The sequence below is a fragment of the Mycobacterium intermedium genome (assembly GCF_002086275.1).
Lineage (GTDB): Bacteria > Actinomycetota > Actinomycetes > Mycobacteriales > Mycobacteriaceae > Mycobacterium > Mycobacterium intermedium.
Genome location: NZ_MVHT01000051.1, coordinates 19,775 through 45,566, shown reverse-complemented (window position 1 = coordinate 45,566; position 25,792 = coordinate 19,775). Strand labels below are relative to the sequence as shown.

Annotated in this window: 20 protein-coding genes and 2 pseudogenes; 14 read left to right on the top strand and 8 right to left on the bottom strand. The window is 66.8% G+C overall.

The window, feature by feature from the left end; all coding sequences use genetic code 11:
- Nucleotides 1–132, top strand: a pseudogene (locus tag BST27_RS31450) (amidohydrolase); the annotation flags it as partial.
- A 66-nt stretch (nucleotides 133–198) separates the two neighbouring features.
- Here the strand turns inward: BST27_RS31450 and BST27_RS18150 are convergent.
- Together BST27_RS18150 and BST27_RS18145 are read right to left on the bottom strand one after the other, a co-directional pair.
- On the bottom strand, nucleotides 199–1,080 hold the full coding sequence (locus tag BST27_RS18150) for a type IV toxin-antitoxin system AbiEi family antitoxin (protein WP_069420435.1): 882 nt from the start codon (nucleotides 1,078–1,080) through the stop codon (nucleotides 199–201).
- Nucleotides 1,081–1,216: 136 nt separating this feature from the next.
- The gene (locus tag BST27_RS18145) at nucleotides 1,217–1,696 is read right to left on the bottom strand and encodes a gamma-glutamylcyclotransferase family protein (RefSeq protein WP_083148572.1); all 480 of its coding nucleotides are present in this window, start codon (nucleotides 1,694–1,696) and stop codon (nucleotides 1,217–1,219) included.
- A 164-nt stretch (nucleotides 1,697–1,860) separates the two neighbouring features.
- Here BST27_RS18145 and BST27_RS18140 point away from each other — a divergent pair.
- The 4 genes and pseudogenes from BST27_RS18140 (at nucleotide 1,861) to BST27_RS18125 (ending at nucleotide 8,893) form a co-directional block, all read left to right on the top strand.
- A pseudogene (locus tag BST27_RS18140) lies at nucleotides 1,861–3,354 on the top strand (NAD(P)H-quinone dehydrogenase).
- A gap of 2 nt (nucleotides 3,355–3,356) precedes the next feature.
- Nucleotides 3,357–5,114 carry a glycerol-3-phosphate dehydrogenase/oxidase gene (locus BST27_RS18135; protein WP_069420438.1) on the top strand — a complete coding sequence of 586 codons (1,758 nt, stop codon included), beginning with the start codon at nucleotides 3,357–3,359 and terminating at the stop codon, nucleotides 5,112–5,114.
- 16 nt (nucleotides 5,115–5,130) lie between these two features.
- Nucleotides 5,131–5,997, top strand: coding sequence for a pseudouridine synthase (locus tag BST27_RS18130; RefSeq protein ID WP_069420439.1), 867 nt, complete (start codon nucleotides 5,131–5,133; stop codon nucleotides 5,995–5,997).
- Entirely contained in the window at nucleotides 5,990–8,893 is a 2,904-nt protein-coding gene (locus BST27_RS18125) for an arylsulfatase (RefSeq protein WP_069420440.1), read from the top strand. The genes BST27_RS18130 and BST27_RS18125 overlap by 8 nt, the downstream gene beginning before the upstream one ends.
- 54 nt (nucleotides 8,894–8,947) lie before the next feature.
- On the opposite strand, the gene BST27_RS18120 is transcribed toward BST27_RS18125, so the two are convergent.
- On the bottom strand, nucleotides 8,948–9,292 hold the full coding sequence (locus tag BST27_RS18120; protein WP_069420441.1) for a DUF732 domain-containing protein: 345 nt from the start codon (nucleotides 9,290–9,292) through the stop codon (nucleotides 8,948–8,950).
- 241 nt (nucleotides 9,293–9,533) lie between these two features.
- Between BST27_RS18120 and pstS the strand changes: the two genes are divergently transcribed.
- The 4 genes from pstS to BST27_RS18100 all read left to right on the top strand — a co-directional run bounded on the left by pstS (nucleotide 9,534) and on the right by BST27_RS18100 (nucleotide 13,854).
- A complete protein-coding gene (gene pstS, locus BST27_RS18115) occupies nucleotides 9,534–10,631 on the top strand; it encodes a phosphate ABC transporter substrate-binding protein PstS (protein ID WP_069420442.1) in 1,098 nt (365 codons plus the stop codon).
- Between the two features lie 111 nt (nucleotides 10,632–10,742).
- Complete coding sequence (locus BST27_RS18110) at nucleotides 10,743–11,945, top strand: PPE family protein (protein WP_083148570.1); 1,203 nt, start codon at nucleotides 10,743–10,745, stop codon at nucleotides 11,943–11,945.
- A gap of 52 nt (nucleotides 11,946–11,997) precedes the next feature.
- Nucleotides 11,998–12,822: an MBL fold metallo-hydrolase gene (locus tag BST27_RS18105; protein ID WP_069420444.1), complete on the top strand. Its 825-nt coding sequence runs from the start codon at nucleotides 11,998–12,000 to the stop codon at nucleotides 12,820–12,822.
- Between the two features lie 105 nt (nucleotides 12,823–12,927).
- Nucleotides 12,928–13,854: an extracellular catalytic domain type 1 short-chain-length polyhydroxyalkanoate depolymerase gene (locus tag BST27_RS18100; RefSeq protein WP_069420445.1), complete on the top strand. Its 927-nt coding sequence runs from the start codon at nucleotides 12,928–12,930 to the stop codon at nucleotides 13,852–13,854.
- A gap of 22 nt (nucleotides 13,855–13,876) precedes the next feature.
- On the opposite strand, the gene nei2 is transcribed toward BST27_RS18100, so the two are convergent.
- From nei2 to BST27_RS18085, 3 genes are all read right to left on the bottom strand, one after another.
- A complete protein-coding gene (nei2, locus tag BST27_RS18095) occupies nucleotides 13,877–14,638 on the bottom strand; it encodes an endonuclease VIII Nei2 (protein ID WP_069420446.1) in 762 nt (253 codons plus the stop codon).
- Nucleotides 14,639–14,641: 3 nt separating this feature from the next.
- On the bottom strand, nucleotides 14,642–19,213 hold the full coding sequence (locus BST27_RS18090) for an ATP-dependent helicase (RefSeq protein ID WP_069420447.1): 4,572 nt from the start codon (nucleotides 19,211–19,213) through the stop codon (nucleotides 14,642–14,644).
- A 79-nt stretch (nucleotides 19,214–19,292) separates the two neighbouring features.
- Nucleotides 19,293–19,970 carry a TetR/AcrR family transcriptional regulator gene (locus BST27_RS18085; RefSeq protein ID WP_069420448.1) on the bottom strand — a complete coding sequence of 226 codons (678 nt, stop codon included), beginning with the start codon at nucleotides 19,968–19,970 and terminating at the stop codon, nucleotides 19,293–19,295.
- Nucleotides 19,971–20,408: 438 nt separating this feature from the next.
- Here BST27_RS18085 and BST27_RS18080 point away from each other — a divergent pair, with 438 nt between their 5' ends.
- The 5 genes from BST27_RS18080 to BST27_RS18060 all read left to right on the top strand — a co-directional run bounded on the left by BST27_RS18080 (nucleotide 20,409) and on the right by BST27_RS18060 (nucleotide 23,290).
- Nucleotides 20,409–20,792: a hypothetical protein gene (locus BST27_RS18080; RefSeq protein WP_069420449.1), complete on the top strand. Its 384-nt coding sequence runs from the start codon at nucleotides 20,409–20,411 to the stop codon at nucleotides 20,790–20,792.
- A 142-nt stretch (nucleotides 20,793–20,934) separates the two neighbouring features.
- Nucleotides 20,935–21,315, top strand: a complete 381-nt coding sequence (locus BST27_RS18075) for a phage holin family protein (RefSeq protein WP_069420450.1) — start codon at nucleotides 20,935–20,937, stop codon at nucleotides 21,313–21,315.
- A gap of 124 nt (nucleotides 21,316–21,439) precedes the next feature.
- A complete protein-coding gene (usfY, locus tag BST27_RS18070) occupies nucleotides 21,440–21,757 on the top strand; it encodes a protein UsfY (protein WP_069420451.1) in 318 nt (105 codons plus the stop codon).
- Nucleotides 21,758–22,056: 299 nt separating this feature from the next.
- A complete protein-coding gene (locus BST27_RS18065) occupies nucleotides 22,057–22,494 on the top strand; it encodes an anti-sigma factor (protein WP_069420468.1) in 438 nt (145 codons plus the stop codon).
- A gap of 7 nt (nucleotides 22,495–22,501) precedes the next feature.
- Entirely contained in the window at nucleotides 22,502–23,290 is a 789-nt protein-coding gene (locus BST27_RS18060; RefSeq protein ID WP_069420452.1) for an RNA polymerase sigma factor SigF, read from the top strand.
- On the opposite strand, the gene BST27_RS18055 is transcribed toward BST27_RS18060, so the two are convergent.
- Nucleotides 23,253–23,681, bottom strand: coding sequence for an STAS domain-containing protein (locus BST27_RS18055; RefSeq protein WP_139805219.1), 429 nt, complete (start codon nucleotides 23,679–23,681; stop codon nucleotides 23,253–23,255). The genes BST27_RS18060 and BST27_RS18055 overlap by 38 nt on opposite strands.
- A gap of 272 nt (nucleotides 23,682–23,953) precedes the next feature.
- Nucleotides 23,954–25,750: an acetyl/propionyl/methylcrotonyl-CoA carboxylase subunit alpha gene (locus tag BST27_RS18050; RefSeq protein ID WP_069420453.1), complete on the bottom strand. Its 1,797-nt coding sequence runs from the start codon at nucleotides 25,748–25,750 to the stop codon at nucleotides 23,954–23,956.
- Nucleotides 25,751–25,792: the final 42 nt, after the last annotated feature.

Sequence of the window (25,792 nt, the reverse complement as noted above, 5' to 3'; positions counted from 1 at the left end):
CGCCTGGGGGTGTGGTCGGGGGAGGGGCCGCAGCTGGATCTGCACCAGCCGACGTTCGACCTCGACGAGCGGGCGCTGGGCATTGGGGTGCGGGTGATGGTCAATCTCATCGAGCAGGCGGCGCAGTTCTAAAGTAACGACCGCGAGCGCGCCCATTTGTACGCAAAAATGCCCCGAAACCTGGCAATTTGCGGACGCTCACGCGGCGCGGACTAGGCGTTGGTTGATCCGCGCGACCAGTTCCGCCGGTCGATGCCTGACATCCTCGGCGATGATGGGCACGACCACCCAGCCCAGATCGCCCACGGCCGCCGCCCTTTTGCGGTCCCGACGAAATGCATCCGGTGAGGTGTGCCAGTCGACGCCCTCGTATTCGGCCGCGACTCGATGTTCGGGCCATGCGAAATCCAACCGCCAGACGCGTCCCTGCAGGTCAACAAGCTCGTATTGCAGCACCGGCGGCGGCAGGCCGCCGTCGATCATGACCAGGCGTGCCTCACTTTCCATAGGAGACTCGGCCAGCGGTGACGCTAGGGGGAACAATTCGCGGACGGTGGCAATACCGCGGCGGCCTGCCTGTAGCTCGATAGCCCGCTCAAGCTCATAGCGGAGACATGTACCGCTACGCAACGCGGCATCCAGCGTCGCCAGCGCCCGAGGCCGGCGCAAACTGCGGGCAATTTCGATTGCGGTCCACGGTGGGGTGGTTGCGGGCCTTCCCCGGACGACGGTCAGCGGTGTGCCCTGGCGACGATGCACCACCACGCCAGCGGACGAACGAAGACGACGACCATCGGGGTTCAGCACGTGCACACTCGTGGTTCGCTCCGTGTCGAAGCCGTAGGTGGCAGCGGCGGTACCCATGCAAACAGCGACCGTGGTACCCGTCACCAAGTCCAGGCCGCGCAGTTTCAGACTGGTGGTCACGTTGCCGACGCCATAGACGCCATGCAAGACCTTCCGCAGTGCACCGCTTTTCACCTTTGCCTCAAGGCCGCGACGGGTTAGGTACGTCAACGCCTGCGCAGCGGTGACGACCCCACCCTGCTCCTGGAGTAGGCGACGGAGCTCCGTGTGCACGCGAGCAATCGTGAGGGCGACGTGCGGCGCAAGCAAATCACCTGACGAGGGTCCGCAAAATGCCGGGTTTTGGGGCTAAAACGCGTACAAATGGGCGCGCTCGCGGCGCTATAGCGAGCGAGGGCGCCAGAGCAGGCTAGGTGGGCGTGCCGGGGCCGATGTTGCGGGAGGGGCGGGTGCGCAGGTCGTGGACGTATTCGGGTGGGGCACCCGCGATCTCGGCGGCGTCGGCCATCACCCCTAAATACCGCGCCGACGGCAGCCCGCCCTCCCAGGCGTCCAGCACGTAAAGCCAGGCCAGGACTGGATCGGTGGTGGTGTCACTGGAAAGTCGCTCGACGCGGCAGCGGATCTTCTTGTGCACGCCGAACTCGGACCCCTCCCAGCGGTCCAGGTTCGCCTCGTCGGCCGGCGTCATGTCGTAGAGGACGACGAACACCTTGGAGTCCGGATCCTCGACGATCGTGGCCAGGGCCCCTTCCCAGCCGATGTCCTCGCCGCCGAATGTCAGCCGCCAACCGTGTAACCAGCCCGTTCCGGCCATCGGCGAGTGGGGTGCGCGCTGCAGCATCTGCTCGGGATGCATGTTCGACCCGTAAGCGGCATATAGCGGCACGGAGAAATCTTAGACAACACGCCGCCACGCACCTGTCTCCGGCCGAACTGCCGGCCGAACTGCCGGCCGCAAGCTGGCCTGCCACCTGCGGACACCTGCGGGTGCGACCTAGCCCACTGCGCGGCGCTAAGCGCTTTCCCAGCCGCCGGGCTAGGTTAGGGCCTGTGGTGACTCGCATCGTGATCATCGGTGGAGGCCCGGCCGGCTACGAGGCCGCGTTGGTCGCCGCCACCTCGCACCCCGATACAACCAAAGTCACGGTCATCGACTCCGAGGGCATCGGCGGAGCCGCCGTCTTGGACGACTGCGTGCCGTCCAAAACGTTCATCGCCTCGACCTGGCTGCGCACCGAACTACGTCGGGCGCCGCGGCTCGGCTTCGACATCGCCATCGACGACGCCAAGCTTTCCCTCCCGCAGATCCATGCCCGGGTCCGCCGGTTGGCCGCCGAACAGTCCGCCGACATCGCCACGCAGCTGCGCAGCGTCGGCGTCAAGATCGTCGCCGGGCGCGGCGAGCTGGTCGACCCCAGGCCCGGCCTGGCCCGACACCGGGTCCGCGCGACCGGCGACGACGGCTCCGTCACCGAACATGACGCCGACGTCGTGCTCATCGCCACCGGCGCCAGCCCGCGCATCATGCCGACGGCCCAACCCGACGGCGAGCGGATCCTCACCTGGCGCCAGCTCTATGACCTGAAGAAGCTGCCCGAACACCTGATCGTGGTGGGCTCCGGCGTCACCGGCGCCGAGTTCGTGCACGCCTACACCGAATTGGGCGTACCGGTGACGGTCGCGGCCAGCCGTGACCGCGTGCTCCCGTACGAGGACGCCGACGCCGCGGCGGTCCTGGAGGAGTCGTTCGCCGAACGCGGCGTGCAGCTGTTCAAGAACGCCCGGGCCGAATCGGTCACCCGCACCGACACCGGCGTGCTGGTGACGATGACCGACGGCCGCACCGTCGAAGGCAGCCACGCGCTGATGACGATCGGTTCGGTGCCCAACACCAGCGGCCTGGGCCTGGAGCGGGTTGGCATCGACATCGAGCCTGGCGAGTACCTGAAGGTGGACAGGGTGTCGCGCACATCGGTCCCCGGCATCTACGCCGCCGGCGACTGTACCGGCCTGCTGCTGCTGGCCTCCGTCGCCGCGATGCAGGGCCGGATCGCGATGTATCACGCCCTGGGCGAGGGGGTGAGCCCGATCCGGCTGCGAACGGTCGCCGCCACGGTTTTCACCCGACCGGAGATCGCCGCCGTCGGGGTCACCCAGAAGGCGATCGACGAGGGACAGTTCAGCGCCCGCACCATCATGCTGCCGCTGCGCACCAACGCCCGCGCCAAGATGTCCGGCTTGCGGCAGGGCTTCGTGAAAATCTTCTGCCGGCAGTCCACCGGTGTCGTGATCGGCGGCGTGGTGGTGGCCCCGATCGCCTCGGAGCTGATCCTGCCCATCGCCGTGGCCGTGCAAAACCGCATCACGGTCAACGAGTTGGCGCAGACACTGGCCGTTTACCCGTCGTTGTCGGGTTCGATCACCGAGGCCGCCCGCCGCCTGATGGCACACGACGATCTGGACTGAAGGGCAAACTCCGACGTGCCCGACGAACTAGCCTTACCTGAGCAACGCGTACCGACCAGTAACCGACGGGAGACCTAGTCGTGAGCATCCCGATTGACGGACCAAACAGCGAGCAGGTCCTGCGGCCCGCGGCGCTGGGGCCCGAGCAGCGCGCGCTGGCGTGGGATCGGCTCGGTACCGAACAATTCGACGTGGTGGTCATCGGCGGCGGCGTGGTGGGCGCCGGAAGCGCGCTGGATGCCGCTACCCGAGGCCTCAAGGTGGCGCTGGTCGAGGCGCGCGACTTCGCCTCCGGAACTTCCAGTCGGTCGTCGAAGATGTTCCACGGGGGCCTGCGCTATCTGGAGCAGTTGGAGTTCGGCCTGGTGCGCGAGGCCCTCTACGAGCGTGAGCTGTCGCTGACCACGCTGGCGCCGCACCTGGTCAAGCCGTTGCCGTTCCTGTTTCCGCTCACCAAACGGTTATGGGAGCGCCCGTACATCGCCGCCGGCATCTTCCTCTACGACAGCCTGGGCGGAGCGAAATCCGTTCCCGCGCAGAAACATTGCACTCGCGCCGGCGCCCTGCGGCTAAGCCCCGGTCTGAAGCGCAGTTCGCTGATCGGCGGCATCCGTTACTACGACACCGTCGTCGACGACGCCCGGCACACCATGACGGTCGCGCGCACCGCCGCGCACTACGGCGCCGTGGTGCGATCCTCCAGCCAGGTGGTGGCGCTGCTGCGCGAAGGAGATCGGGTCACCGGCGTTCGCGTCCGCGACTCTGAGGACGGCTCGATCACCGAGGTGCGCGGCCACGTCGTCATCAATGCGACCGGGGTGTGGACCGACGAAATCCAGGCGCTGTCCAAACAGCGCGGCCGGTTCAAGGTGCGCGCGTCCAAGGGCGTGCATGTGGTGGTGCCGCGTGACCGCATCGTCAGCGACGTCGCGATCATCCTGCGCACCGAGAAGTCGGTGATGTTCGTCATCCCGTGGGGCAGCCACTGGATCATCGGGACCACCGACACCGACTGGAATCTAGACCTGGCCCACCCGGCGGCCACCAAGGCCGACATCGACTACATCCTCGGCACGGTCAACACCGTGCTGGCCGTCCCACTGACACATGCCGACATCGACGGCGTCTACGCCGGCCTGCGGCCGTTGCTGGCCGGAGAGTCCGAGGAGACGTCCAAACTGTCCCGCGAGCACGCCGTGGCCGTGCCCGCGCCCGGCCTGGTCGCCATCGCGGGCGGGAAGTACACCACCTACCGGGTGATGGCCGCCGACGCCGTCGACGCCGCGGCGGAATTCATTCCGGCCAGGGTCGCCCCGTCGATCACCAAGAAGGTGCCCCTGCTGGGCGCCGACGGCTACTTCGCGCTCGTCAATCAGACCGAGAAGGTCGGTGCGACAAGGGGTTTGCACCCCTACCGGGTTCGCCATCTGTTGGACCGCTACGGTTCGCTGATCGACGAGGTGCTGGCCCTGGCGGTCAAAGACTCCAGCCTGCTCGGCCCGATCACGGAGGCGCCGGGCTACCTGAAGGTGGAAGCGCTGTACGCCGTCGTCGCCGAGGGCGCTTTGCACCTGGAGGACATCTTGGCGCGCCGGATGCGGATCTCCATCGAGTACTCGCACCGTGGGGTCGACTGCGCCCGCGAGGTCGCCGAGATCGTCGCCCCCGTCTTGGGGTGGAGTCCCTCGGACGTCGAACGCGAAGTCGCCAACTACAAGGCGCGGGTCGAGGCCGAGGTGTTGTCCCAAGCGCAGCCCGACGACGTTTCGGCGGACATGCTGCGGGCCAGTGCCCCCGAGGCGCGGGCTGAGATCCTCGAGCCGGTGCCGCTCGATTGAGCCAGATGAGACTGTCGTGAGGGCCGCGCCACTGCCGGTTCGCGACGGCCTGGGACCGGCACGGGTGCGCCTGCGCGGCGGACCCGTGCTGGCCGAGCTGGCCGGCCGGTTCGGGGACGCGGCGCGGACGAAAGTCCTTGCCGGAGAAGTGGTCGACGCCGACGGCGAAGTGGTTGACGACCGTACCGTGCTGCCCGCCGGGGCCAGCGTCTACCTGTATCGGGACCTGCCGGACGAAATTCCGGTGCCGTACGAAATACCCGTGCTGTATCAAGACGCGAATATCGTGGTTGTCGACAAGCCCCACTTCCTGTCCACCATGCCCCGCGGGCGCCACGTCGCGCAGACCGCGCTGGTGCGGCTGCGTCGGGAGCTGGAACTGCCCGAACTGAGCCCGGCCCACCGGCTGGACCGGCTGACGGCCGGGGTGCTGCTGTTCACCACCCGGCGCGAGCTTCGCGGCCCCTACCAGACGATGTTCGCCCGTGGCGCGGTGGCCAAGACCTATCTGGCCCGGGCGGCGGTGGATCCAACGCTCACGCTGCCGCGGGTGGTCCGTAGTCGGATCGTCAAGCGCCGAGGCAACTTACAGGCGGTGACCGAACCGGGCCCGCCCAACGCGGAGACGCTGGTCGAACTGGTGGCACCCGACGGCTTGTACCGGCTGACACCGCGGACCGGAAGAACCCATCAGTTGCGGGTGCAGATGGCTTCGTTGGGGATACCGATCTATGGAGATCCGTTGTATCCCAACGTGGTAGCGGTTCCAGATGACGATTTCAGCACGCCGCTACAGCTGCTGGCGCAGCGCATCGAGTTCGTCGATCCGATCGCCGGGTCACACCGGGAGTTCATGAGCAACAGGGAGTTAAGGCATGGGTGAAGACAACGCACTTGTCATTGTCGCCGGATATCAGAACATTGACATCGCGCGGCGGGACTTCGAGAACCTCAACGGCAAGGCCAAATCCAAGGCGATCGAGTTGCACGGCGCGGTGCTCGTGGGCAAGGACGCGGACGGCAACGCCGTGCTGCTCGACACCGGAAATCGGCTGGGCCGCCGGGGCGCCGCGTGGGGCGCCGGGGCGGGCTTGGCGGTCGGCCTGTTCTCGCCGGCCCTGCTGGCTTCGACCTTGCTGGGCGCGGCCGCCGGCGCGGCGGCGGGCACCTTTGCGAACTACCGGATCAAGAGCGGGTTGGCCGAGAAGATCGGGGAAGCGCTGGCGGCGGGCAGCGGCCTGATCATCGCCGTAACCCCCGCGCCGGCGCGGCTTGCGGTGCAGCAGACGTTGGCCGGTTCGCCGATGAAATCGGTTGCCGAACTTAGCCATACGAACCTACGCAGCTTCACTTCGGCGTTGGAGCAGGCGATGGGCAAGTTCAACCCGGACCGCACCAAGCTGCCGATAGCCCAGCGCAGTTTCGGCGGCACGATCGGCCGCACGGTAGGGGAGTCGGTCGGCGACTGGACGATCGTCCCCGGAGCCAGCGCCCCCGACGGCGCTCCGAATGTGCTGATCGTGCTGATCGACGACGCCGGGTTCGGCGGTCCGGACACCTTCGGTGGCGGCATCTCGACGCCGACGCTGACACGCATTGCAGAAAATGGGTTGGCCTACAATCGTTTCCATGTGACCGCCGTGTGCTCGCCGACCCGGGCGGCGCTGTTGACCGGCCGCAACCACCACCGTGTCGGCTTCGGTTCGGTCTGCGAGTTCCCCGGTCCGTACCCGGGGTACTCGACGGTCAAGCCGCGCAGCTGTGCCGCACTGCCCCGCATCTTGCGCGACAACGGCTATGTGACAGCCGCTTTCGGCAAGTGGCACCTCACTCCGGACAATGTCCAGGGTGCGGCCGGCCCATTCGACAACTGGCCGCTGGGTTGGGGATTCGACCACTTCTGGGGCTTTCCCTCCGGCGCCGCAGGACAGTACGACCCGATCATCAGCCAGGACAACTCGGTCATCGGGATACCGGAAGCGCCAGAGGGCAAGCCGTATTTCTTCCCCGACGACCTCACCGACAAGGCCGTCGAGTGGCTGCACACCGTGCGCGCCCAGAACGCCACCAAACCCTGGATGATCTACTACTCGACCGGCGCCACCCACGCGCCGCACCACGTGTTCAAGGAGTGGGCTGACAAGTACAAGGGGAAGTTCGACGAAGGCTGGGATGTGTACCGGCAGAAGACGTTCGAGCGTCAGAAGCAACTCGGGATCATCCCGCCGGACACCGAGCTCACCGAACGGCCCGACCTGTTCCCGGCGTGGGACAGCCTCTCGGAGACCCAACGCAAGCTCTTTGCCCGGCAGATGGAAGTGTTCGCCGGATTCTCCGAGAACGCCGACTGGAACGTCGGCCGACTGATCGACGCGATCGACAACCTCGGCGAGCTGGACAACACGCTGATCTTCTACATCTGGGGCGACAACGGTGCCAGTATGGAAGGGACCAATACCGGTTCGTTCAACGAGATGACGTTCATCAACGGCCTCGACCTGGACGCCGAGCACCAGTTGGAGCTCATCGAGCAGTACGGCGGGATGGAAGCGCTGGGTGACGAGTTCACCGCCCCGCACTTCGCTTCGCCTTGGGCGCACGCGAATAACACGCCGCTGCAGTGGGGCAAGCAGATGGCCAGCCATCTGGGCGGCACCCGCGACCCCATGGTGGTCGCCTGGCCGAGTCGGATCCCGCGCGGGAGCGGGATCCGCGACCAGTTCACCCATTGCATCGACATCGCGCCGACGGTGTTGGAGGCCATCGGATTACCGCAACCGGACACCGTCGACGGCATCGAGCAGGAACCGATGGACGGCACCAGCTTCCTGCACACCTTCACCGACCCGGCGGCCGAAGAGCGCCACACCCTGCAGTACTTCGAAAACTTCGGCAGCCGTGCCATCTACAAGGACGGTTGGTGGGCGTGCGCCCGGCTGGACAAGGCGCCGTGGGACCTGTCGCCGCAGACGATGCAGCGTTTTGCGCCCGGCGTATACGACCCTGACAAAGACGTCTGGGAGCTGTATTACCTGCCCGAGGACTTCTCGCAGGCGCACAACCTGGCCGACAAACACCCGGACAAACTTGCCGAGCTGCAAGAGCTGTGGTGGCAGGAAGCGGAGAGAAACCGGGTGTTGCCGATCCTCGGCGGGCTCGCGGTGATGTACGGCGACCTGCCGCCGCTGCCCACCACCACCCGGTTCAGCTTCCAAGGGGGCGTGCAGAACATTCAGCGCGGCATGGTGCCGCGCATTTTCGGTCGCTCCTACGCGATCGAGGCGCGCCTGCACGTTCCGGAGGGTGGGGCGCAGGGGGTGATCGTCGCCAACGCCGACTTCATGGGCGGATTCGCCCTGTGGGTCGACGAGGAGCATCGCCTGCATCACACCTATTCGTTCCTTGGTGTCGAGACCTATCGACAGGTGTCCACTGAGCCGATCCCGACGGGCGACGTCACGGTGCGCCTGCTGTTCGAGACCGCGCAGCCGGTAGTGGGTTCCGGTGGGCGAGTTACGCTTTGGGCTGACGATCGGTTGATCGGCGAGGGTGAGTTGCCGCGGACGGTGAGCCTGGCGTTCACGTCCTACGCTGGAATGGACGTCGGTCGCGACAACGGTTTGGTTGTCGACCGCGACTACGAGGACAAGGCCCCGTATGCATTCACCGGAACCGTGAAAGAGGTGATCTTCGACCTCAAGCCGGTTCCGCCTGCCGCCGAGCATGCGCTGCACGAGCACGCATCCATCCAGGCGGTCGGACGGGGCGCGGCGAACTAGTCCGGGATGCGTCGGCGCTGTTTGCCGACGGGGCAGTCCCTAGTCAGTCCCTAGTCAGCCATGGTGTCTAGGGCAGAACGCGGCGATGCTCAGGCCGACGAAGAAGCCGGCGTGGTAGCCGTCCAACCGGCCGCTGTTGGCCAGATCGGTTGCCACGTCGGCCTTGGGCCTGCCTTGGTCGAGTTCATTGCATACCTGGTGCCCGGCGAGGATCGCGGATTGCGGCGAGGCGAACTTGATGTCCCTGGACTTCACTGCGCTCAGGAACTCGTCGTCGATTCCGTCGGCCCGTGCCGTCGGGGCCGTCGGTGCCACCAGGCCGAGCAACGAGACCAGCACGACGAGTCCCAGCCGTAGCGATCGCGCGGGCATAGGTGTGCGCACACGGTCGATGGACATCGCGACAACCTCCCCGCTGACCTGCCGATGTAACACGCTGCTTACATTCCGATCATTACACGACCGTTCCTGACGGTGCGAACATCGCAGGTAGCCGGGTTGTGTACAGGTGGCGAACAAACTCTGAATGCACGCCTTCGGTTGCCTTCGGTGTTGGTTGAGGATGGTCGCAATGCGAGCGGGCTTGTTACCATGCCTCGTGGCTGCGGGTCGGGCAGCCTGCTTGCCTTGAGGAATTGAGTTGAACTGCAATCGGTTTGGTCTCACCCTGAGCGTCATCGCCACCGCTGCGGTGACGCTGTCGGCGTGCGGCAGCGCCGCCCCGACCGCTGACCCGACCCAGACCCCGGGAGTAGCCTGCGGCGGCAAACCGACGCTGAAGGCCAGTGGTTCCACGGCCCAGGAAAATGCCATGAACCGTTTCGCCAAGGCCTTCGAACAAGCCTGCCCGGGCCAGTCCATGACCTACACGGGCACCGGATCGGCCGCCGGAATAAACGAATTCATCAGCAACAGAACCGATTTCGCTGGCTCGGACGCACCCCTGGCCAAGGATGACTACGCCAAGGCGGAGCGGCGCTGCGGCTCCCCGGTGTGGAACCTGCCGGTAGTCTTCGGCCCAATTGTCATCGCCTACAACGTCACCGGTCTGACGTCATTGAGCCTCGACGGACCGACCGCGGCGAAAATCTTCAACGGTGCCATCACCGCCTGGGATGACCCCGCGATCGCCGCGCTGAATCCAGGTGCCACGCTACCCGGCCAGCCCATCCGGGTCGTCTTCCGCAGCGACGAGTCCGGCACCTCGGAAAACTTCCAGCGCTACCTCGACACCGCCGGCAACGGCGCATGGGGCAAGGGCGCCGGCAAAAGATTCAACGGGGGCGTCGGCGAGGGTGCCACTGGCAACGAGGGTGCCGCCGCGGCCGTCGCCAACGCCGACGGTTCCATCACCTATGTCGGGTGGTCGTTCGCCCAAGCGCACCACCTGGCGACGGCCCGGATCATCACCGCGGCCGGACCGGAACCGGTGGTGTTGAGCGCAGACTCGGTCGGGAAGACGATCTCGGGTGCCTGGTTCGCAAAGGAGGGCAACGACCTGGCCCTCGACACCATCTCCTTCTACCGGCCCAACCAGCCCGGCTCTTACCCGATCGTGCAGGCGACCTACGAGGTGGTGTGCTCGAAGTACTCCGACGTGCAGACGGGCACGGCGGTCAGGGCGTTCCTGCAGAGCGCCATCAGCGCCGGCCAGAACGGTCTGGTCGACAACGGATACGCTCCGGTTCCGGACGCGTTCAGGTCGCGATTATCCACGGCGGTCAACGCCATCAGTTGACCGCCGAAGGTCCGGTAGCGGATCGACGACGCGCAATATTTCTGCGCTTTTAGCCTGCGTGTTTAACAAAAACTTCGTGAAATTTTCCTACGGTCGTCATTGTGAGGTGCTATGGAGTTCGCAACGCTGCCGCCTGAGGTGACCTCGGCGCTGATCCACTCGGGACCGGGTGCGCAATCACTGGTCGTCGCCTCCGGGGTATGGCAGAACCTGGGCACCGACCTGGAAGAAGCCGCCGCCAACCATGCGTCCGTGCTGTCTACGCTGGCCGGGGAATGGCGGGGACCGTCGACCCTGGCGATGATCGATGCCGCCGGTCCTTTTCTCAACTGGATGCGAGCCACCGCCCAGCAGTGTCACCAGTTGAGTTCCTCGGCGCAGGTCGCTGCGGCGGAATTCAACTCGACCCTCGCGGCGGTGGTGCATCCCTCGGTCGTCAGCGCCAACCGGGCCCAGTTGGCCCAGTTGGTGGCCACCAACGGATTCGGCAAGAACCTGGCCGCCATCGCCGAGAACGAGGCCCAGTACCAAGCGATGTGGGTGAACAACTCCGCGGCCATGTACCGCTACAAGGCGGCGACGGCGCAAGCCCTCGACCTGCCGTTGTTCTCCTCACCACCGACCGTGGTCGATCCTGGCGGGACGGCGGCCCAAACCGACGCCGTCCAGACGGCCGTCGCATCCGTAGGGTCCGCGCAAGCCACGTCCGCGCTGGCCAACGCGGCGGCCGCGGCGCCCCCGGCCGCGGTCGCCCCGCCAGTCTCCCCGCTCGATGGGCTCCTGCAGGGCGTCGGCGTCACCTTCGATCCGACTCAGGGCTGGTTTGGTTTGGCCAACACCTACGTCAACCAGTTGGTCTCGTCGGGATTCCCGATCAACATGCTCAGCTACTTCGCACAATTCACGTCGGCCCAGGCGTTGACGGGACTCGCCCCGGATATCGCCGAGGGCTTGTCCGAAGGGGAGTCTGCCCTGAGCGGCGCGGCGGGCGGCTTGGCCGACGTTGCCGAGGCGTTGAGCGGGATCGGCGCACCGGCGGCGACGATGGGCGCTGCCGTTCAGCTGGGCAGCCTGTCGGCACCGCCCGCCGCCACGGGCCTTCTGGTCAGCGCGAATACGCCGGTGCAACTCGCTTCGGCAGCCTCCCCCCTTCCCGTGGGGGACGCCGATTTCCCGATGCTCCCGCCGATAATGGCCCCGCCGATCGCGGCCGGCAGCGGTTGGCGCAAGCGCACCGACCCGAAGTACGAAGACCTGGCGATGGGCAAGGAAATCGTCGGGACGTTCATACCCCGATCTCCGTCTGGGGGATGACGCGACGCTAGGCCGGCGCTTGGGATCACGAGCACAGGGGTAGCCATTCGCGATGGATATCACGGTGACCTTCATCGGCAACGCCACCACGTTGATCCGGGCGGGCGGGCTGACGATCCTGACCGATCCGAATTTCCTGCACCGCGGGCAGCGCGCATACCTCGGCTACGGGCTGGTGTCGAAGCGTCGCAAAGAACCGGCGCTGAGCATCGAGCAGCTGCCGCCGATCGACGTGGTTGTGCTGTCGCACATGCATGGCGACCACTGGGATCGGGTGTCGCAGCAGCGCCTCGATCACGGACTGCCCATCGTGACGACCCCGCATGCCGCAAAGCGGCTGCAGCGTCGCGGCTTCGACGACGCGCTTGGCCTGAGCACCTGGCAGCGCCACATCATCACCAAGGGGGTTCTCACCGTCACGCTGACGTCGTTGCCCGGCCGGCACGCGCCGACGTTGGCGCACCGACTGCTGCCGCCGGTGATGGGCACCATGCTGGATTTCGTCGCCGTTGGCGACGGCGACGGTGGCGACGGCGACCGGCGACGGCGGATTTATATATCCGGCGACACCCTGCTCGTCGATGAACTCAAAGAGATTCCAGTGCAATTCGATTCGATAGACGTCGGTCTGCTGCATCTGGGCGGAACCCGGCTGCCCGCCGGCAGGCGGCTCCCCTTCGGCCTCACGGTCACCATGGATGGCAAACAAGGTGCGGGGCTGGTGGAGTTGCTCGACCTGCCGAAAATGATTCCGGTGCACTTCGATGACTATGGCGTCTTCGCGTCACCGCTTTCCGACTTCACCCGGGAAATGGAACGGCGGGGCATGGCCGACCGGATCATCGAGTTGGAACGCGGCGCTTCCGTCGTGGTGTAGTCGTGGTGTAAAGCCGGTGTGAACCCGGCCTGAACCGCGTGCCGACAGCCGGCGACATGTGGAGGCGCTCAACACATGTGCGGGTGCGGTCGGTAATTTGGCTGCATGCTCTGGGCGCGATTGCTGTCGCTTGCCGTTCTTCTGGTGTGCGCTGCCAGCGCGACCGGGTGTGCGGAGCAGAAGGTATCGGCCGCTGGTGCTCGGGATGTGCCCGGGTCGTTCCACTATGACAAGTTGAAGCGCACCTACGTCGTGCACGTGCCGCCAGGGGAGCCAGTTGGCCTGGTCCTCAACCTGCACGGAGGTGGCGGCACCGGAATCGGTCAACAAAACCTGACGCGTTTCAACTCCGTCGCCGATGCCGCCAACCTGGTCGTGGTCTATCCCGACGGCTACGACAAGAGTTGGGCCGACGGCCGGGGGGCGGCACCGGCCGACCGTCGCCATCTCAACGATGTCGGATTCCTGGTCGCCCTGGTGGAAAGGGTGCAGAAGGAGTTCAAGGTTCCGGCCGGACACATCTTCGCCACCGGCATGTCCAACGGCGGGTTCATGTCCAACAGGCTGGCCTGCGACCGCGCCGACCTGTTCGCCGCGATTGCGCCGATATCGGGAACGCTGGGTGTCGGGGTGCCCTGCAACCCGTCGCGGCCGGTGTCGGTGCTGGCGGCGCACGGCACCGCGGATCGGATCGTGCCGTTCAACGGCGGGAAGGTCCGGGGCCGGGGCGGGATCAGCCAGGCCATTTCCGTCGCCAGTTCCCTCGAGCGGTGGCGCGCCGTGGACGGGTGTACGGGCGCACCGTCGGTGCAGAACCTGCCCGACGTCAGGGACGGAACCCGGGTTCGCCGTTTTGATTCCACGGGCTGCAAGGATGGGACCGAGGTCGTCTTCTATCAGATCGACGACGGCGGACACACCTGGCCGGGAGCCAAGCAGTATCTGCCGAAATCGGTCATCGGACTCACCACGCGGACATTCGACAGCTCGCAGGTCATCGCCCAGTTCTTTCTGACGCACGGGCGCGACTAGGGCCCGCGACTGACTCCCGGCCTCAGCGCTGACATTTCGGGCACCAGTACGTCACCCGCTCGTCGCCACCCTCGGCGGTGCGGTAGTTGATGCGGGTCCCACAACGTCGGCAGGGCTGGCCGGACCGGCCGTACACCCACAATTGCCTGCCGGGCCGGGTATCGCCAGTGGTGCAGCGGTTCCAGCGGAAACGATTGGCCCACAACATCTCTCGGGCCCGGGCGACCAGGCGCAACGGATTGCCGACGGCGCTGACGGGCGCGGTCGGAAGATGCCCGAAGATGAAGCACAGCTCGTTGCTGTAGACGTTGCCGACACCGGCCATCACCCGCTGGTCGAGCAGCGCTTCGGCCAGCGGCCGGTCGGGATCGGCAACCAGGTTGGCCGCCGCGGCTTGGGCATCCCAGTCCTCGCCCAGAAGATCGGGACCGAGATGGACAGCGTCGACGTCATGGTCCCGATCCAGAATCTCCAGAACTCCCAGGTCGACCCCCACCGCCCGGACATCGCCGGCCTCCAACACGATCCGGGCGCGGTAATCCACTTTCACGGGTCGGTTGCCGACCCGCCAACTACCGTCCATCTTCAGGTGCGAGTGGATGCTGGCCGGCCCGACCCGGATGAACAGATGCTTGCCCCGGCTGATCACCTCGTCCACCACCGCGCCGGTGAGGTCGACGGTGGCAAAGCGCGGCACCCGCACATCGCAGCGGGTCAACGTGCGGCCGACCAGGTGCTCACGCAAAGTGGCGGCGGTGTGCCACACGGTGTCGCCCTCGGGCATGGCCTACCGTAGCCGCAGGCCGCGTGGCGTGCGTGAGAAGCCGGCGTCCAGCAGGCCGGTCACCGCGGCCGTCACGCGGTCCGGCGCGTCGGGGTTCAGCACCGGCACCCCATTCACGCGTTCGACCAGGATCGACGCGACCCGCCGGGCGGTGACCAATTCGGCGAGCCCCAGAGCGGCCGCGCCGTTGGCCGCGGGATCCTCGGTGAAGGTGAGCATCGATCGTCCGCCCCGTTCGAGGAACCAGGCGAGCTCGCCGTCCACCAGCACCACCAGCGCTCCCGCCTTGCGGCCCGGCCGGGCGCCGGCGTGGTCGTCGATGGTGGGCCAGGGCAGGGCGGCTCCGTAGGGGTTGGCCGGGTCGGCGGCGGCCAGCACCACCGCGCGGTATTCGGGCCGTTCGGGGTCGACACTGTCGAGGTAGCTGCGCAGCCGGTCGACCGTCGAGGCGACGGCGAACTGTGCGCCGCCCAGCGACTCGACGAAGTACCCCCGCTGGCACTTGCCGGCTTCCTCGAATCCGCTCAGAACCTTGTAAACCGTGCCGAATCCGCCGGGAATGCCCTCGGCGGCGACCGCGCCTTTGGTCAGTACGCCGTGTCGGTTCAGCAGCACCTCGGCCTGGTGGTGCGCGCGCAGCGTGGAATCGGGTTCGGGGGACGGCAGCGCCGACCATCGTCCCGCCAGGGTCGGGTCGGCGGCGCGGGTGGCCGCGTGCGCGATGCTGTACCGGCTCAACCGCGGGGGGCGGTGTGCCCGGTGCGCGGGTGCCGACCGCTTCCGGGCGCCCTGCCCGCCGCCGAGCACCGCGCGTACCGGCGCGAAGGTGTCGCCGGTGACCCAGCCCGCCCAGATCAGTTCCCACAGTGCGGCTTTCAGCTCCGCTTCGGGCAACCCGGTTGCCATGAGTTGCCGGAAGAAGTACCCGCCACCGCCGGCCAGGCTGTCCAGGATTGCGCGGTGGGCGTCGGTGAGGTCGATCTCGGCGGGTGGGGCCAGCGTGAAGGGCGCCACCTCGGCCGGGTGCAGCGTGATCCAGCCGTCGCTGCCCGAGATCGACCCGGCACCCGCCCAGGTGACCTCGCCGGTGGCCAGCAGTTCGTCGAGCATCGCCGGCGCGTAGCCGGGGATGCGTGGGGCCAGCACCAGCGGTTCCAGCGCCGAGGCGGGTATCCGCACGCCGGCGAGCTGGTCGACCACCGACAACAACCGGTCGACGCCCGATGAGCCGGATGCGCCGGAGGTGCCCACTTCGTGCCAGGCGGGCAAGAACCGCCCGTAGGCCGCGGTGCTGACGGGCTCGACCTGAGCTCGCAACGCCGCCAGCGAGCGGCGGCGCAGGATGCGCAAGACGTCGGCGTCACACCATTGTTCGGACCCCGCGCCGCCAACGGATTCGGCTACGACAAAGTCGCCCCGCACCAACCGGCCGTCACTGGCCAGCCGGCCCAGTACATCGGCGGTGACCCGCAACCCCAGGCCGAACCGGGCGGCGGCCTCGGCGGTGGTGAACGGGGTGTGCGTGCGGGCGTAACGACCGACGAGCTCGCCCAGGGGATCGGCCACCGCCTCGGTGAAGCTGGCCGGTAGACCCACCGGAACGGCGGCGCCGACGCCGTCGCGCAGCCGGCCGATGTCCTCGACGGCCACCCACCAGGTGCGCCCGGCGAACGACACCGTCAGCGCACGTCGGGCGGCGCGCAGACCTTCGAGCCAGCCGCCGACATCAGCGTTGAGCGAAGACACGCTCGACCGCTCGGCGACCTCGTCTTCGGTCAGCGGACCCAGCAACCGAAGCAGATCGGCGACCCCCTCGGCATCCCGGGCGCGCCGGTCGTCGGAGAGATGCTGTAGCTGGCGCCCGGTCGCGGCAATGACGTCGGGATCCAGCAGCTCGCGCAATTCGACGCGGCCGAGCAGTTCGGCCAGCAGCGTGCTGTCCAGCGAGAGCGCCGCGGCGCGTCGTTCGGCCAGTGGGATGTCGCCCTCGTACATGAACGCGCCGACATAGCCGAACATCAGCGACGCGGCGAAGGGGGAGGGCTTGGCGGTCTCGGTTTCGATCACCCGTATCCGGCGCTGGGCGATCGCTGTCATCAGCCCGGTCAGTGTCGGGACGTCGTAGACGTCTTGCAGGCACTCGCGGATGGTTTCGAGCACGATCGGGAAATCGGGATATTTGCGGGCCACCTCGAGCAGTTGAGCGGCGCGCTGCCGTTGGTGCCACAGGGGTGAGCGTCGACCCGGGTGTCGGCGTGGCAGCAGCAGGGCGCGGGCGGCTGATTCCCGGAATCGGGAGGCGAACAGTGCCGAGGCGCCCACTTCGGCGGTGACGATCGGGTCGATCTCGTCGGCGTCGAAGACGAACAGCTCGGCACCGGGGGGCGCGTCGTCTCCGGTGTCCGGCAACCGCACCACGATGCCGTCATCGGAGGCGGTCGGCTTCTCGTCGAGGTCGTAACGTTCGCGCAGCCGCCGTCCCACAGCAAGCGCGAGCGGCCCGTGCACCCGCAGGCCGTAGGGCGAATGCAGCACCACCCGCCAGTCGCCGAGCTCGTCGCGGAACCGCTCGACCAGCAGGGTGGTGTCGGTGGGCAGCACGCCGGTGGCGGTGCGCTGGTCGTCCAGCAACACCCAGAGGTTGTCGATCGCGTAGGTGTCGAATCCGAGTTCGGCGCAGCGCCTGCCGAAGGACTCGCGGTCCAAGCCGGCCAGCTCGCCGGTCAGCGCGCCGAGGGCGGCGCCGAGCTCGGCGGGACGGCCGACATCGTCGCCGCGCCAGAACGGCAACCGGGCCGGCTGTCCCGGGGCGGGCACGACCAGCACCCGATCGTGGGTGATCTCGACGATCCGCCAACTGGTGGCGCCCAGCGAAATGACATCTCCAGGACGGGATTCGTACACCATCTCTTCGTCGAGTTCGCCTACCCGCGAAGGCTTTTCAGAATCAGAAGCGAGATAGACGGTGAACAACCCGCGGTCGGGAATGGCGCCGCCAGAGGTGACGGCCAGTCGTTGCGCGCCGGGCCGCGCGGTCAACGTGCCGGTGTCGCGGTCGTACACCAAGCGTGGCCGCAATTCGGCGAACTCCGTGGACGGGTACTTGCCGGACAGTAGGTCCAGGGTGGCTTCGAACACGCTGCGCGGCAGCGTCGCGAAGGGGGCGCTGCGCCGTACAGTGTCGAACCACGCGTCCGCGTTCAGCGGCTCCAGCGCGGCCGCGGCCACCGTGTGCTGCGCCAGGATGTCGAGCGGGTTGCTGGGCACCCGCATGGTCTCGATCTGGCCGCCGAGCATGCGCTGCACGCTCACCGCGCAGCCGATCAGGTCGGTGCGGTGCTTGGGAAACAGCACTCCGCGCGATATTTCGCCGACCTGGTGACCGGCCCGCCCGATGCGCTGCAAACCACTGGCCACCGACGGAGGCGCCTCCACCTGGATCACCAGGTCGACCGCGCCCATGTCGATGCCGAGCTCCAGGCTTGACGTGGCCACCACCGCCTTGAGCTGACCGCGTTTGAGGTCTTCTTCGACGATGGCCCGCTGCTCCTTGCTGACCGATCCGTGGTGTGCGCGGGCGAGCAGAGGCGGAGCGCCGAACGTCTGGCCGCTCGCCATCACATAGGCCGGCGCGCCCCCCGCGACCTGCGGGTTGCCGGCGGAAGGCAGTTCCATTCCCGACCGCTCAGCGTGAATCTCGTTGAGGCGCGCGGTAAGTCGCTCCGCGAGTCGGCGTGAGTTGGCGAACACGATGGTGGAATTGTGCGCTTCGATCAGGTCGACCAGTCGCGCCTCGACATCGGGCCAGATGGTGTTGTTCTCCAAGTTGGCCATATCGGGCACGGGGACCTGCACGGACAGTTCGACGGTCTTGCTCGACGGCGGAGCGACCACGGTGGTCCGGGCTGCGGGGTTTACGCCGGACAGGAACCGGGCGAGTTCCTCGGGCGGCCGCACGGTCGCCGACAGCCCGATGCGCTGTGGGCGGGCCGCGCCGCAGAGTTCGTCGAGGCGTTCCAGCGACAGCGCCAGATGCGCGCCGCGCTTGGTGGCGGCGACGGCGTGGATCTCGTCGACGATGACCGTCTGCACGTTGGCCAGGGTTTCGCGGGCGGCCGACGTCAGCATCAGAAACAGCGATTCCGGCGTGGTGATCAGCACGTCGGGTGGGCGAGCGATGAGCTGACGGCGCAGCGTCGGGGGAGTGTCGCCGGACCGGACCCCGACGCTGATGTTCGGGACGGGCAGTCCCCGGCGTTCGGCCAGCCGGGTCAGCCCGGCCAACGGGGTACGCAGGTTGCGTTCCACGTCGACGGCGAGCGCCTTGAGCGGGGAAACGTAAAGGACGCGGGTGCCGGCCGGCTGGTCAGCCGCCGTGCCGGCCTGGGCGGCCAGGTTGTCCAAAGCCCACAGGAAGGCGGCGAGCGTCTTGCCGGAACCGGTCGGCGCGATGACCAGGGTGTCGTCGCCGTCGGCGATCGCGTCCCAGGCGCTGGCCTGCGCGGTGGTAGGCGCGGCGAACGTGCTGGCGAACCAGTCGCGGGTGAGCGCACTGAAGCGGTCCAGTGCTTGCAAAGACTGGGCCGCCGAAGAGGGGGCAGGTTCGCCGTGCGCGGAGCTCACCTAACCCATCGTGCCAACGGGTACCGACAAATTACCGTTGTGGCAGGTCGCGTGCGGTTTCCATGGCTTCGGCCAGCTTGTCCGGAATGTTGGGCACCCTGGCGATGGCGTCGAGCAGCATATGGGCGCAAGCGTCGGCGAGCATCTCGGCGTCGGTCGTCGGGTCCATGATCCGCTGGCGACAGATTTCGAACGTGAACGAAATCCAGCCGTAGATGATCACCCTCAGGTCGCGCTCGATTTCGGCGTCCAGCGCGCTCGTGTCCGGCATTCCACTCACGACCTCGCCAATGCGGGTCATGATGTGTTCCATCTGGCGGTCCTTGGCCTCGTCGTCGATGCCAAGCAGAACCGGGTCCGACCGACCCAGGCCCACGTAGGCGGCCCAGGCCGCCTCGGGGTTCTGCTGGTGGTAGGCCATGTAGGCCAGCACGCCGGTGCGGATCTCTTCGAACATCGTCATGCCGGGTGCGGGCTCGGTATTCGTGGCTGCGTACAGCCGATCGGCCTCGTCCTTCACGACGGCGGCGAAGAACGACCGCTTGTCGGGGAAATAGTGGTACATCAGCGCGCGCGACACCCCGGCGCGTTCGGCAATCTCGTCGATCCGAACCTCGTCGTAAGGTCGCTTCCCGAAAACTTCCGCCCCCAGGGCGAGCAGTTCGGCGCGTCGATCCTCCGGGGATAACCGCCTTCTGGCTGTCGCCATAAGCAGAGATACTACTCATGTCGTTTAAGCGCTCAGGGCAAATGCGTTTTTTACCCGAACTTTCTTCCGGGGCCGACGACGGGCGCCATCGAGCAGCAATATCGGCGCTGGTCGAGCGCGCGCGGATGAAACCCATGGCGGCACAACGTTATTCAACGCAAGTCAAATCGGCTGCGGGCGTCGGTGTCACCTCCGGGCATTCTGGTACGGCGATCGAACCGCAGTCGGCGCAACAAGAAACGCACTCGATAAGTGGTAGCCGCAGCGGCGGTGGTAGCGCCGCCGCGGCGAGGCGAAAATGCGGTTTTACCGGGGATCGCGCAGGGTATTGGACACAAAAGTGGCCGCCGGCTGGCCAGACGGGTGTAACTAACCAGGCGGCCCACGCGACGTAGTCATTGATCCGCAGCAGCGGGCGAACGCGACAGAGGGGCTTCGATGCAGGAGGCGCGCGAGCGATCACCGGGTGATCGACTGGGCTTGGAGGACGGTGAGGTCCACGCCGCAATCCGGTTTGCAGTAGTGGCCACGCTTGCCGGCCTGGGCTTCGTCGTTTTGGCCGCCCTATGGGTGAGCACCTGTCCTGGCATGACTGGCGACACGGTGGCGTGCGGCGCACCCCAGCGAACCGCGTTGGCGCTGGGCGGACCGCTGATCCTGTTGGGCGGCGGGCTGTGGGCGTTCCTGCGCACCTACTTGGCGCGGTGCGAGGAGCGCACCTGGTGGGGCTGGAACGGAGCGGGTTGGTTCCTGTTGGGTCTGACGATGCTGACCGCTTCCATGGGCGCCCCGTCGATCGCCGGACCCTTCCTGGCCATTTGAACCGGGGCCTCTTGGGTCGGGGCCTCTTGGGTCGGAGCTTCTGGGTCGGGGTTCGCCGCATTGCGGCCCAATTCGGATTTGGCGCTTTGATCGGACAACGCGTGTTCTTCCCAGTCATACTTCGAAGTCCTACGCTTATTGCATGAGGCAAATTCTCGTACGCTTAGCTGTGCTTCTAATTGTGTGGGCGATCGGACTAATGCTGGCGGCGTGGATTGTTCCCAGAGTTTCGTTGTCAGCGTCGGGGTTCGTCGTCGCCCTGGTGTTGTTCTCGGTCGCGCAGGCGCTGCTGTCGTTCTTGATCTTGAAGTTGCCGCATGAATACGCATCCCTGCTTCTAGGCGGGAGCGGTCTGGCGTTGACCCTCCTCGCCCTGGTTCTTGCGGCCGAACTGACCGACGGGGTCAACATCGGCGGCTTCGCCTCCTGGGTGGCCACCACCGTGCTGGTGTGGCTGGTCACGACAATTGGGGCGATTTCTCTGCCCGACCTGTTCGACCGCCAGAACGCCGTCTCGGTTTGACACAAAGTGTGTGCGCCCACGCTTATTCGTTCCGGCGCGCTGGCACGTGCACATTCGGGATTTCGCTGGTACTCCCGAAGTAGGTAGCATTTCATTTGTCTCGTCCCGTAGGAGAGGAGACGTGATGGGCGATACGCATCACGATCCGACGGATTACTTGCGCACCACGCTGCCGCACGCCGGCCTCGTCATGAAGGACAATTTCTTCTGGCCGGGCTTGATTTTGTTTGCTGTATCGGCGTTCGGCATGATCAGCACCGCGGTGGCCGCCGGCTACCGACACTACGAGTGGCTCGCTACGACGATAGTTATTTCCGCGCTCGGGTTGATCGCCGGTGCGCTGTGGTTCGCCGTGGAGAACCGTCGCGTCAGCCGCATCGAGGAGCGGTTTTATGCCGCCCACCCGGAGAGTCGGCCCCGCCAACGCGCTACGTCGAGCTAATTGGCGAGCTACTTGGCCTGCCCCGCATCGCGTCGGCGCATGCCTGCACACCTCGCTGAAACTCAGCGGGCAAACCTGGTTTCGCTGACCCTGGTGGCGGGGTATTAAGAGAGCACCATGATGAGCACCGGCATGTCTGCGTCAACCCCTTGTCCCCGCGATCTTTGTGTCGGTCGTGTCTACCTGGCCGTTAGCTGGTTGAATACCCGGTGGCAATCATGAACAACCGGCTGGATCACGAGGTCGAAGCCGGGATTGAAGGCGGGAGTGTTGTCGCCCAAATACTGCCGGGAGGCCAGATGACCGATGCGGATCCGCGTAACAATGGGCGCCAACGGGGGCTACGCGCCGTTGAGTTCAATGTTGCTGCACGCCTGGAGAACCTGGCGATGCTGCGTACGCTGGTCGGTGCCATCGGCACTTTCGAGGACCTGGATTTCGACGCCGTCGCGGACCTGAGGCTGGCGGTGGACGAGGTGTGTACGCGGTTGATCCGTTCGGCCACGCCCGGCGCCACCCTCAACCTCGTCGTCGATCCGCGCGACGACGAACTCGTGGTAGAGGCGTCCGCAGCGTGTGACACCCACGACGTGGTGGCACCGGGGAGTTTCAGTTGGCATGTTTTAACCTCGCTGGCTGATGACGTCCAGACTTTCCACGACGGTCGGCGGCCCGATGCAACCGGGAGCGTCTTCGGCATCTCGTTGACGGCCCGGCGGGCGGCCCCCAGCAGGTGACGACCAGGTGACAGCGCGTGCTGCCGGCGGTTCTGAATCCCGACCTAACGAATACGCCGATGTGCCAGACATGTTTCGTGAGCTGGCCACTTTCGGTCCCGATAGCGCGGAGTTTCAGCGGCACCGGGACAAAATCGTGGAACGATGCCTGCCATTGGCCGATCACATCGCTCGCCGGTTCGAAGGCCGCGGCGAGCCGCGAGACGACCTCGTCCAGGTCGCGCGCGTGGGCCTGGTCAATGCCGTAGTCCGGTTCGACGTCGAGACGGGGTCTGATTTCGTTTCCTTCGCGGTGCCCACCATCATGGGCGAGGTTCGGCGGCACTTCCGGGACAACAGCTGGTCGGTCAAGGTGCCCCGGCGTCTCAAGGAGTTGCACCTGCGACTCGGCACCGCCACCGCGGATCTGTCGCAGCGGCTGGGCCGCGCGCCGACCGCCACCGAGCTCGCCGCTGAACTCGGGATGGACCGGGAAGAGGTGGTGGAAGGCCTGGTGGCCGGCAGTTCGTACAACACCCTGTCCATCGACAGCGGCGGCGGCAACGAAGACGACGACGCCCGTGCGATCGCGGACACCCTGGGCGACGTCGACACCGGCTTGGATCAGATCGAGAACCGGGAGGCCCTCCGCCCCCTGCTCGAGGCATTGCCCGAACGGGAACGAATGGTACTGGTCCTGCGGTTTTTCGAGTCGATGACGCAGACCCAGATCGCCGAGCGGGTCGGCATCTCTCAGATGCATGTCTCCCGCCTACTGGCTAAGTCGCTAACGCGACTCCGGGACCAGCTGCAGTAGGTCCCAGCAGGCCCTGTTCCACGCCTTCCGGCTCCGCGCCGTCCGTGTCGCCGTCCAGATGCAGGATCGGTAGCGAACCGTCCGGATCGCAGATTTGCAGCAATCGCGTCACCGCCGCGCTGGGAATCATCGACCAGTCCGCCTGGGCTTCCGAGCATGCGACATTGATTCGGTGCAGAGCCGAAAATCCGGCCGTGCCAATGAATTCCAGGCCACGCAGGTCCAGGACGAGGCGATCGCGGTGCTGACTGCAGCGATGCACGAATTGGGCGAGCAGGTCGGCGTTCGACGCGTCGAGTTCGCCGTCGGCGATGATCACGCCGGTCGACGGACCCCATCGAGCCGTGAACTCTGCGGTGCCGCTCTTTTGCCAAGTGTGGGTTACGGACATTGTTGACTCCTCAGTCGTCTAGCAAATAGATGCTGTGGACCACGCAGTGCAACGAACGACCGCTTTGAAGAATGGGGAAAAATAAGGCCCCTTGTGCGGCCTGACGTAGATGAGAGACGTGAGTCCGGGCGGCTGTGAACTCAACCTTCCTTTGACCCTACCCGGATCGCGACAGGGAAGACAGCCCTTAACCGATCGGTGCGTTAAACGCTGCTCAAACCATCACAGGTCTAGTCGAGGCCTCGTCGAGGCCTCGACAAGCCGTCGCGATGTTATTTGATCTCGGCGATCACGGTGCCCTGGGTGATGGCGGCCCCCGCTTCGACCGCCAGTCCGGTGATGACACCGTCCTTGTGCGCGGTGACCGGGTTCTCCATCTTCATCGCCTCCAGGACCACCACCAGATCGCCCGTGGTGACCTCCTGGCCCTCTTCGACGGCCACCTTCACCACGGTGCCCTGCATGGGAGCGGTCACTGCGTCGCCGGAGGCGGTGGCGCCACCATGGGCACCACGCTTGCGCGGCTTGGGCTTGCGCCGCACGGCGCCGACGGCGTCGGTGCTGGGCCCGCCCGCCAGCGCAAGGTCGGCCGGCAGCGAGACCTCGACGCGGCGCCCGTCCACCTCGACGACCACCTTCTGCCGTGGCCGGGCGTCTTCCTCGTCCGGAACCTCACCGCCGGTGAACGGCTCGACGGTGTTGTTCCACTCGGTCTCGATCCAGCGGGTGTGCACGCTGAAGCCGTTGTCGTCGCCGATGAATGCCGGGTCGGACACGATGGCGCGGTGGAACGGGATGACGGTGGCCAGGCCTTCGACCTGGAATTCGTCCAGTGCGCGACGGGCGCGTGCCAGCGCCTCGTTGCGGTCGGCCCCGTACACGATCAGCTTGGCCAGCATCGAGTCGAAATTGCCGCTGATCACCGAACCGGTCTCCACACCGGAGTCCAACCGGACGCCGGGGCCGGTCGGCGGGTGGAACTTGGTCACCGGACCAGGCGCCGGCAGGAAGCCGCGGCCGGCGTCCTCGCCGTTGATCCGGAACTCGATGGCGTGGCCGCGGGGCGTGGGGTCCTCGGTGATGTCCAGCTTCTCGCCGTTGGCGATCTTGAACTGCTGCAACACCAGGTCGATGCCCGAGGTCTCCTCGGTGACGGGGTGCTCGACCTGCAGGCGGGTGTTGACCTCCAGGAACGAGATCAGCCCGTCCTGGCCCACCAGGTATTCGACGGTGCCGGCGCCGTAGTAGTGCGCCTCTTTGACGATCCGCTTCGCGGACTCGTGAATCTCCTTGCGCTGCGCGTCGGTCAAGAACGGCGCGGGACCCTCCTCGACGAGCTTCTGGAAGCGACGCTGCAGCGAGCAGTCCCGGGTGCCGGCGACGACGACGTTGCCGTGCTGGTCGGCGATCACCTGGGCCTCGACGTGGCGGGGCTTGTCCAGGTAGCGCTCGACGAAGCATTCGCCACGGCCGAACGCGGCCACGGCCTCACGGGTGGCCGACTCGAACAGTTCGGGGATCTCTTCCAGGGTGCGGGCCACCTTCATGCCGCGGCCACCGCCGCCGAAGGCCGCCTTGATGGCGATCGGCACGCCGTACTCCTTGGCGAAGGCCACCACCTCGTCGGCGTCCTTGACCGGGTCGGCGGTGCCGGGCACCAGCGGGGCCTGGGCGCGGGCGGCAATGTGGCGGGCGGTCACTTTGTCGCCCAGATCGCGGATCGACTGCGGGCTGGGCCCGATCCAGATCAGACCGGCGTCGATCACCGCCTGGGCGAAGTCGGCGTTCTCGGACAGGAAGCCGTAGCCGGGGTGGATGGCGTTGGCGCCGGACTTGGCGGCCGCATCCAGGATCTTGCCGAAGTCCAGGTAGGACTCGGCGGAGGTTTGGCCGCCCAGGGCGAACGCCTCGTCGGCGAGGCTGACGTGCGGTGCCTCCGCGTCCGGCTCGGCGTAGACGGCCACGCTCGCCAGGCCGGCGTCGCGGGCCGCCCGGATCACTCGGACTGCGATCTCGCCGCGGTTGGCCACGAGAACCTTGGAGATCCTCGAGCTGGCGTGACTACCCACTGCGCCTCCTGTAACTGGACGTCTGCGTCTTTAAGAGAATTT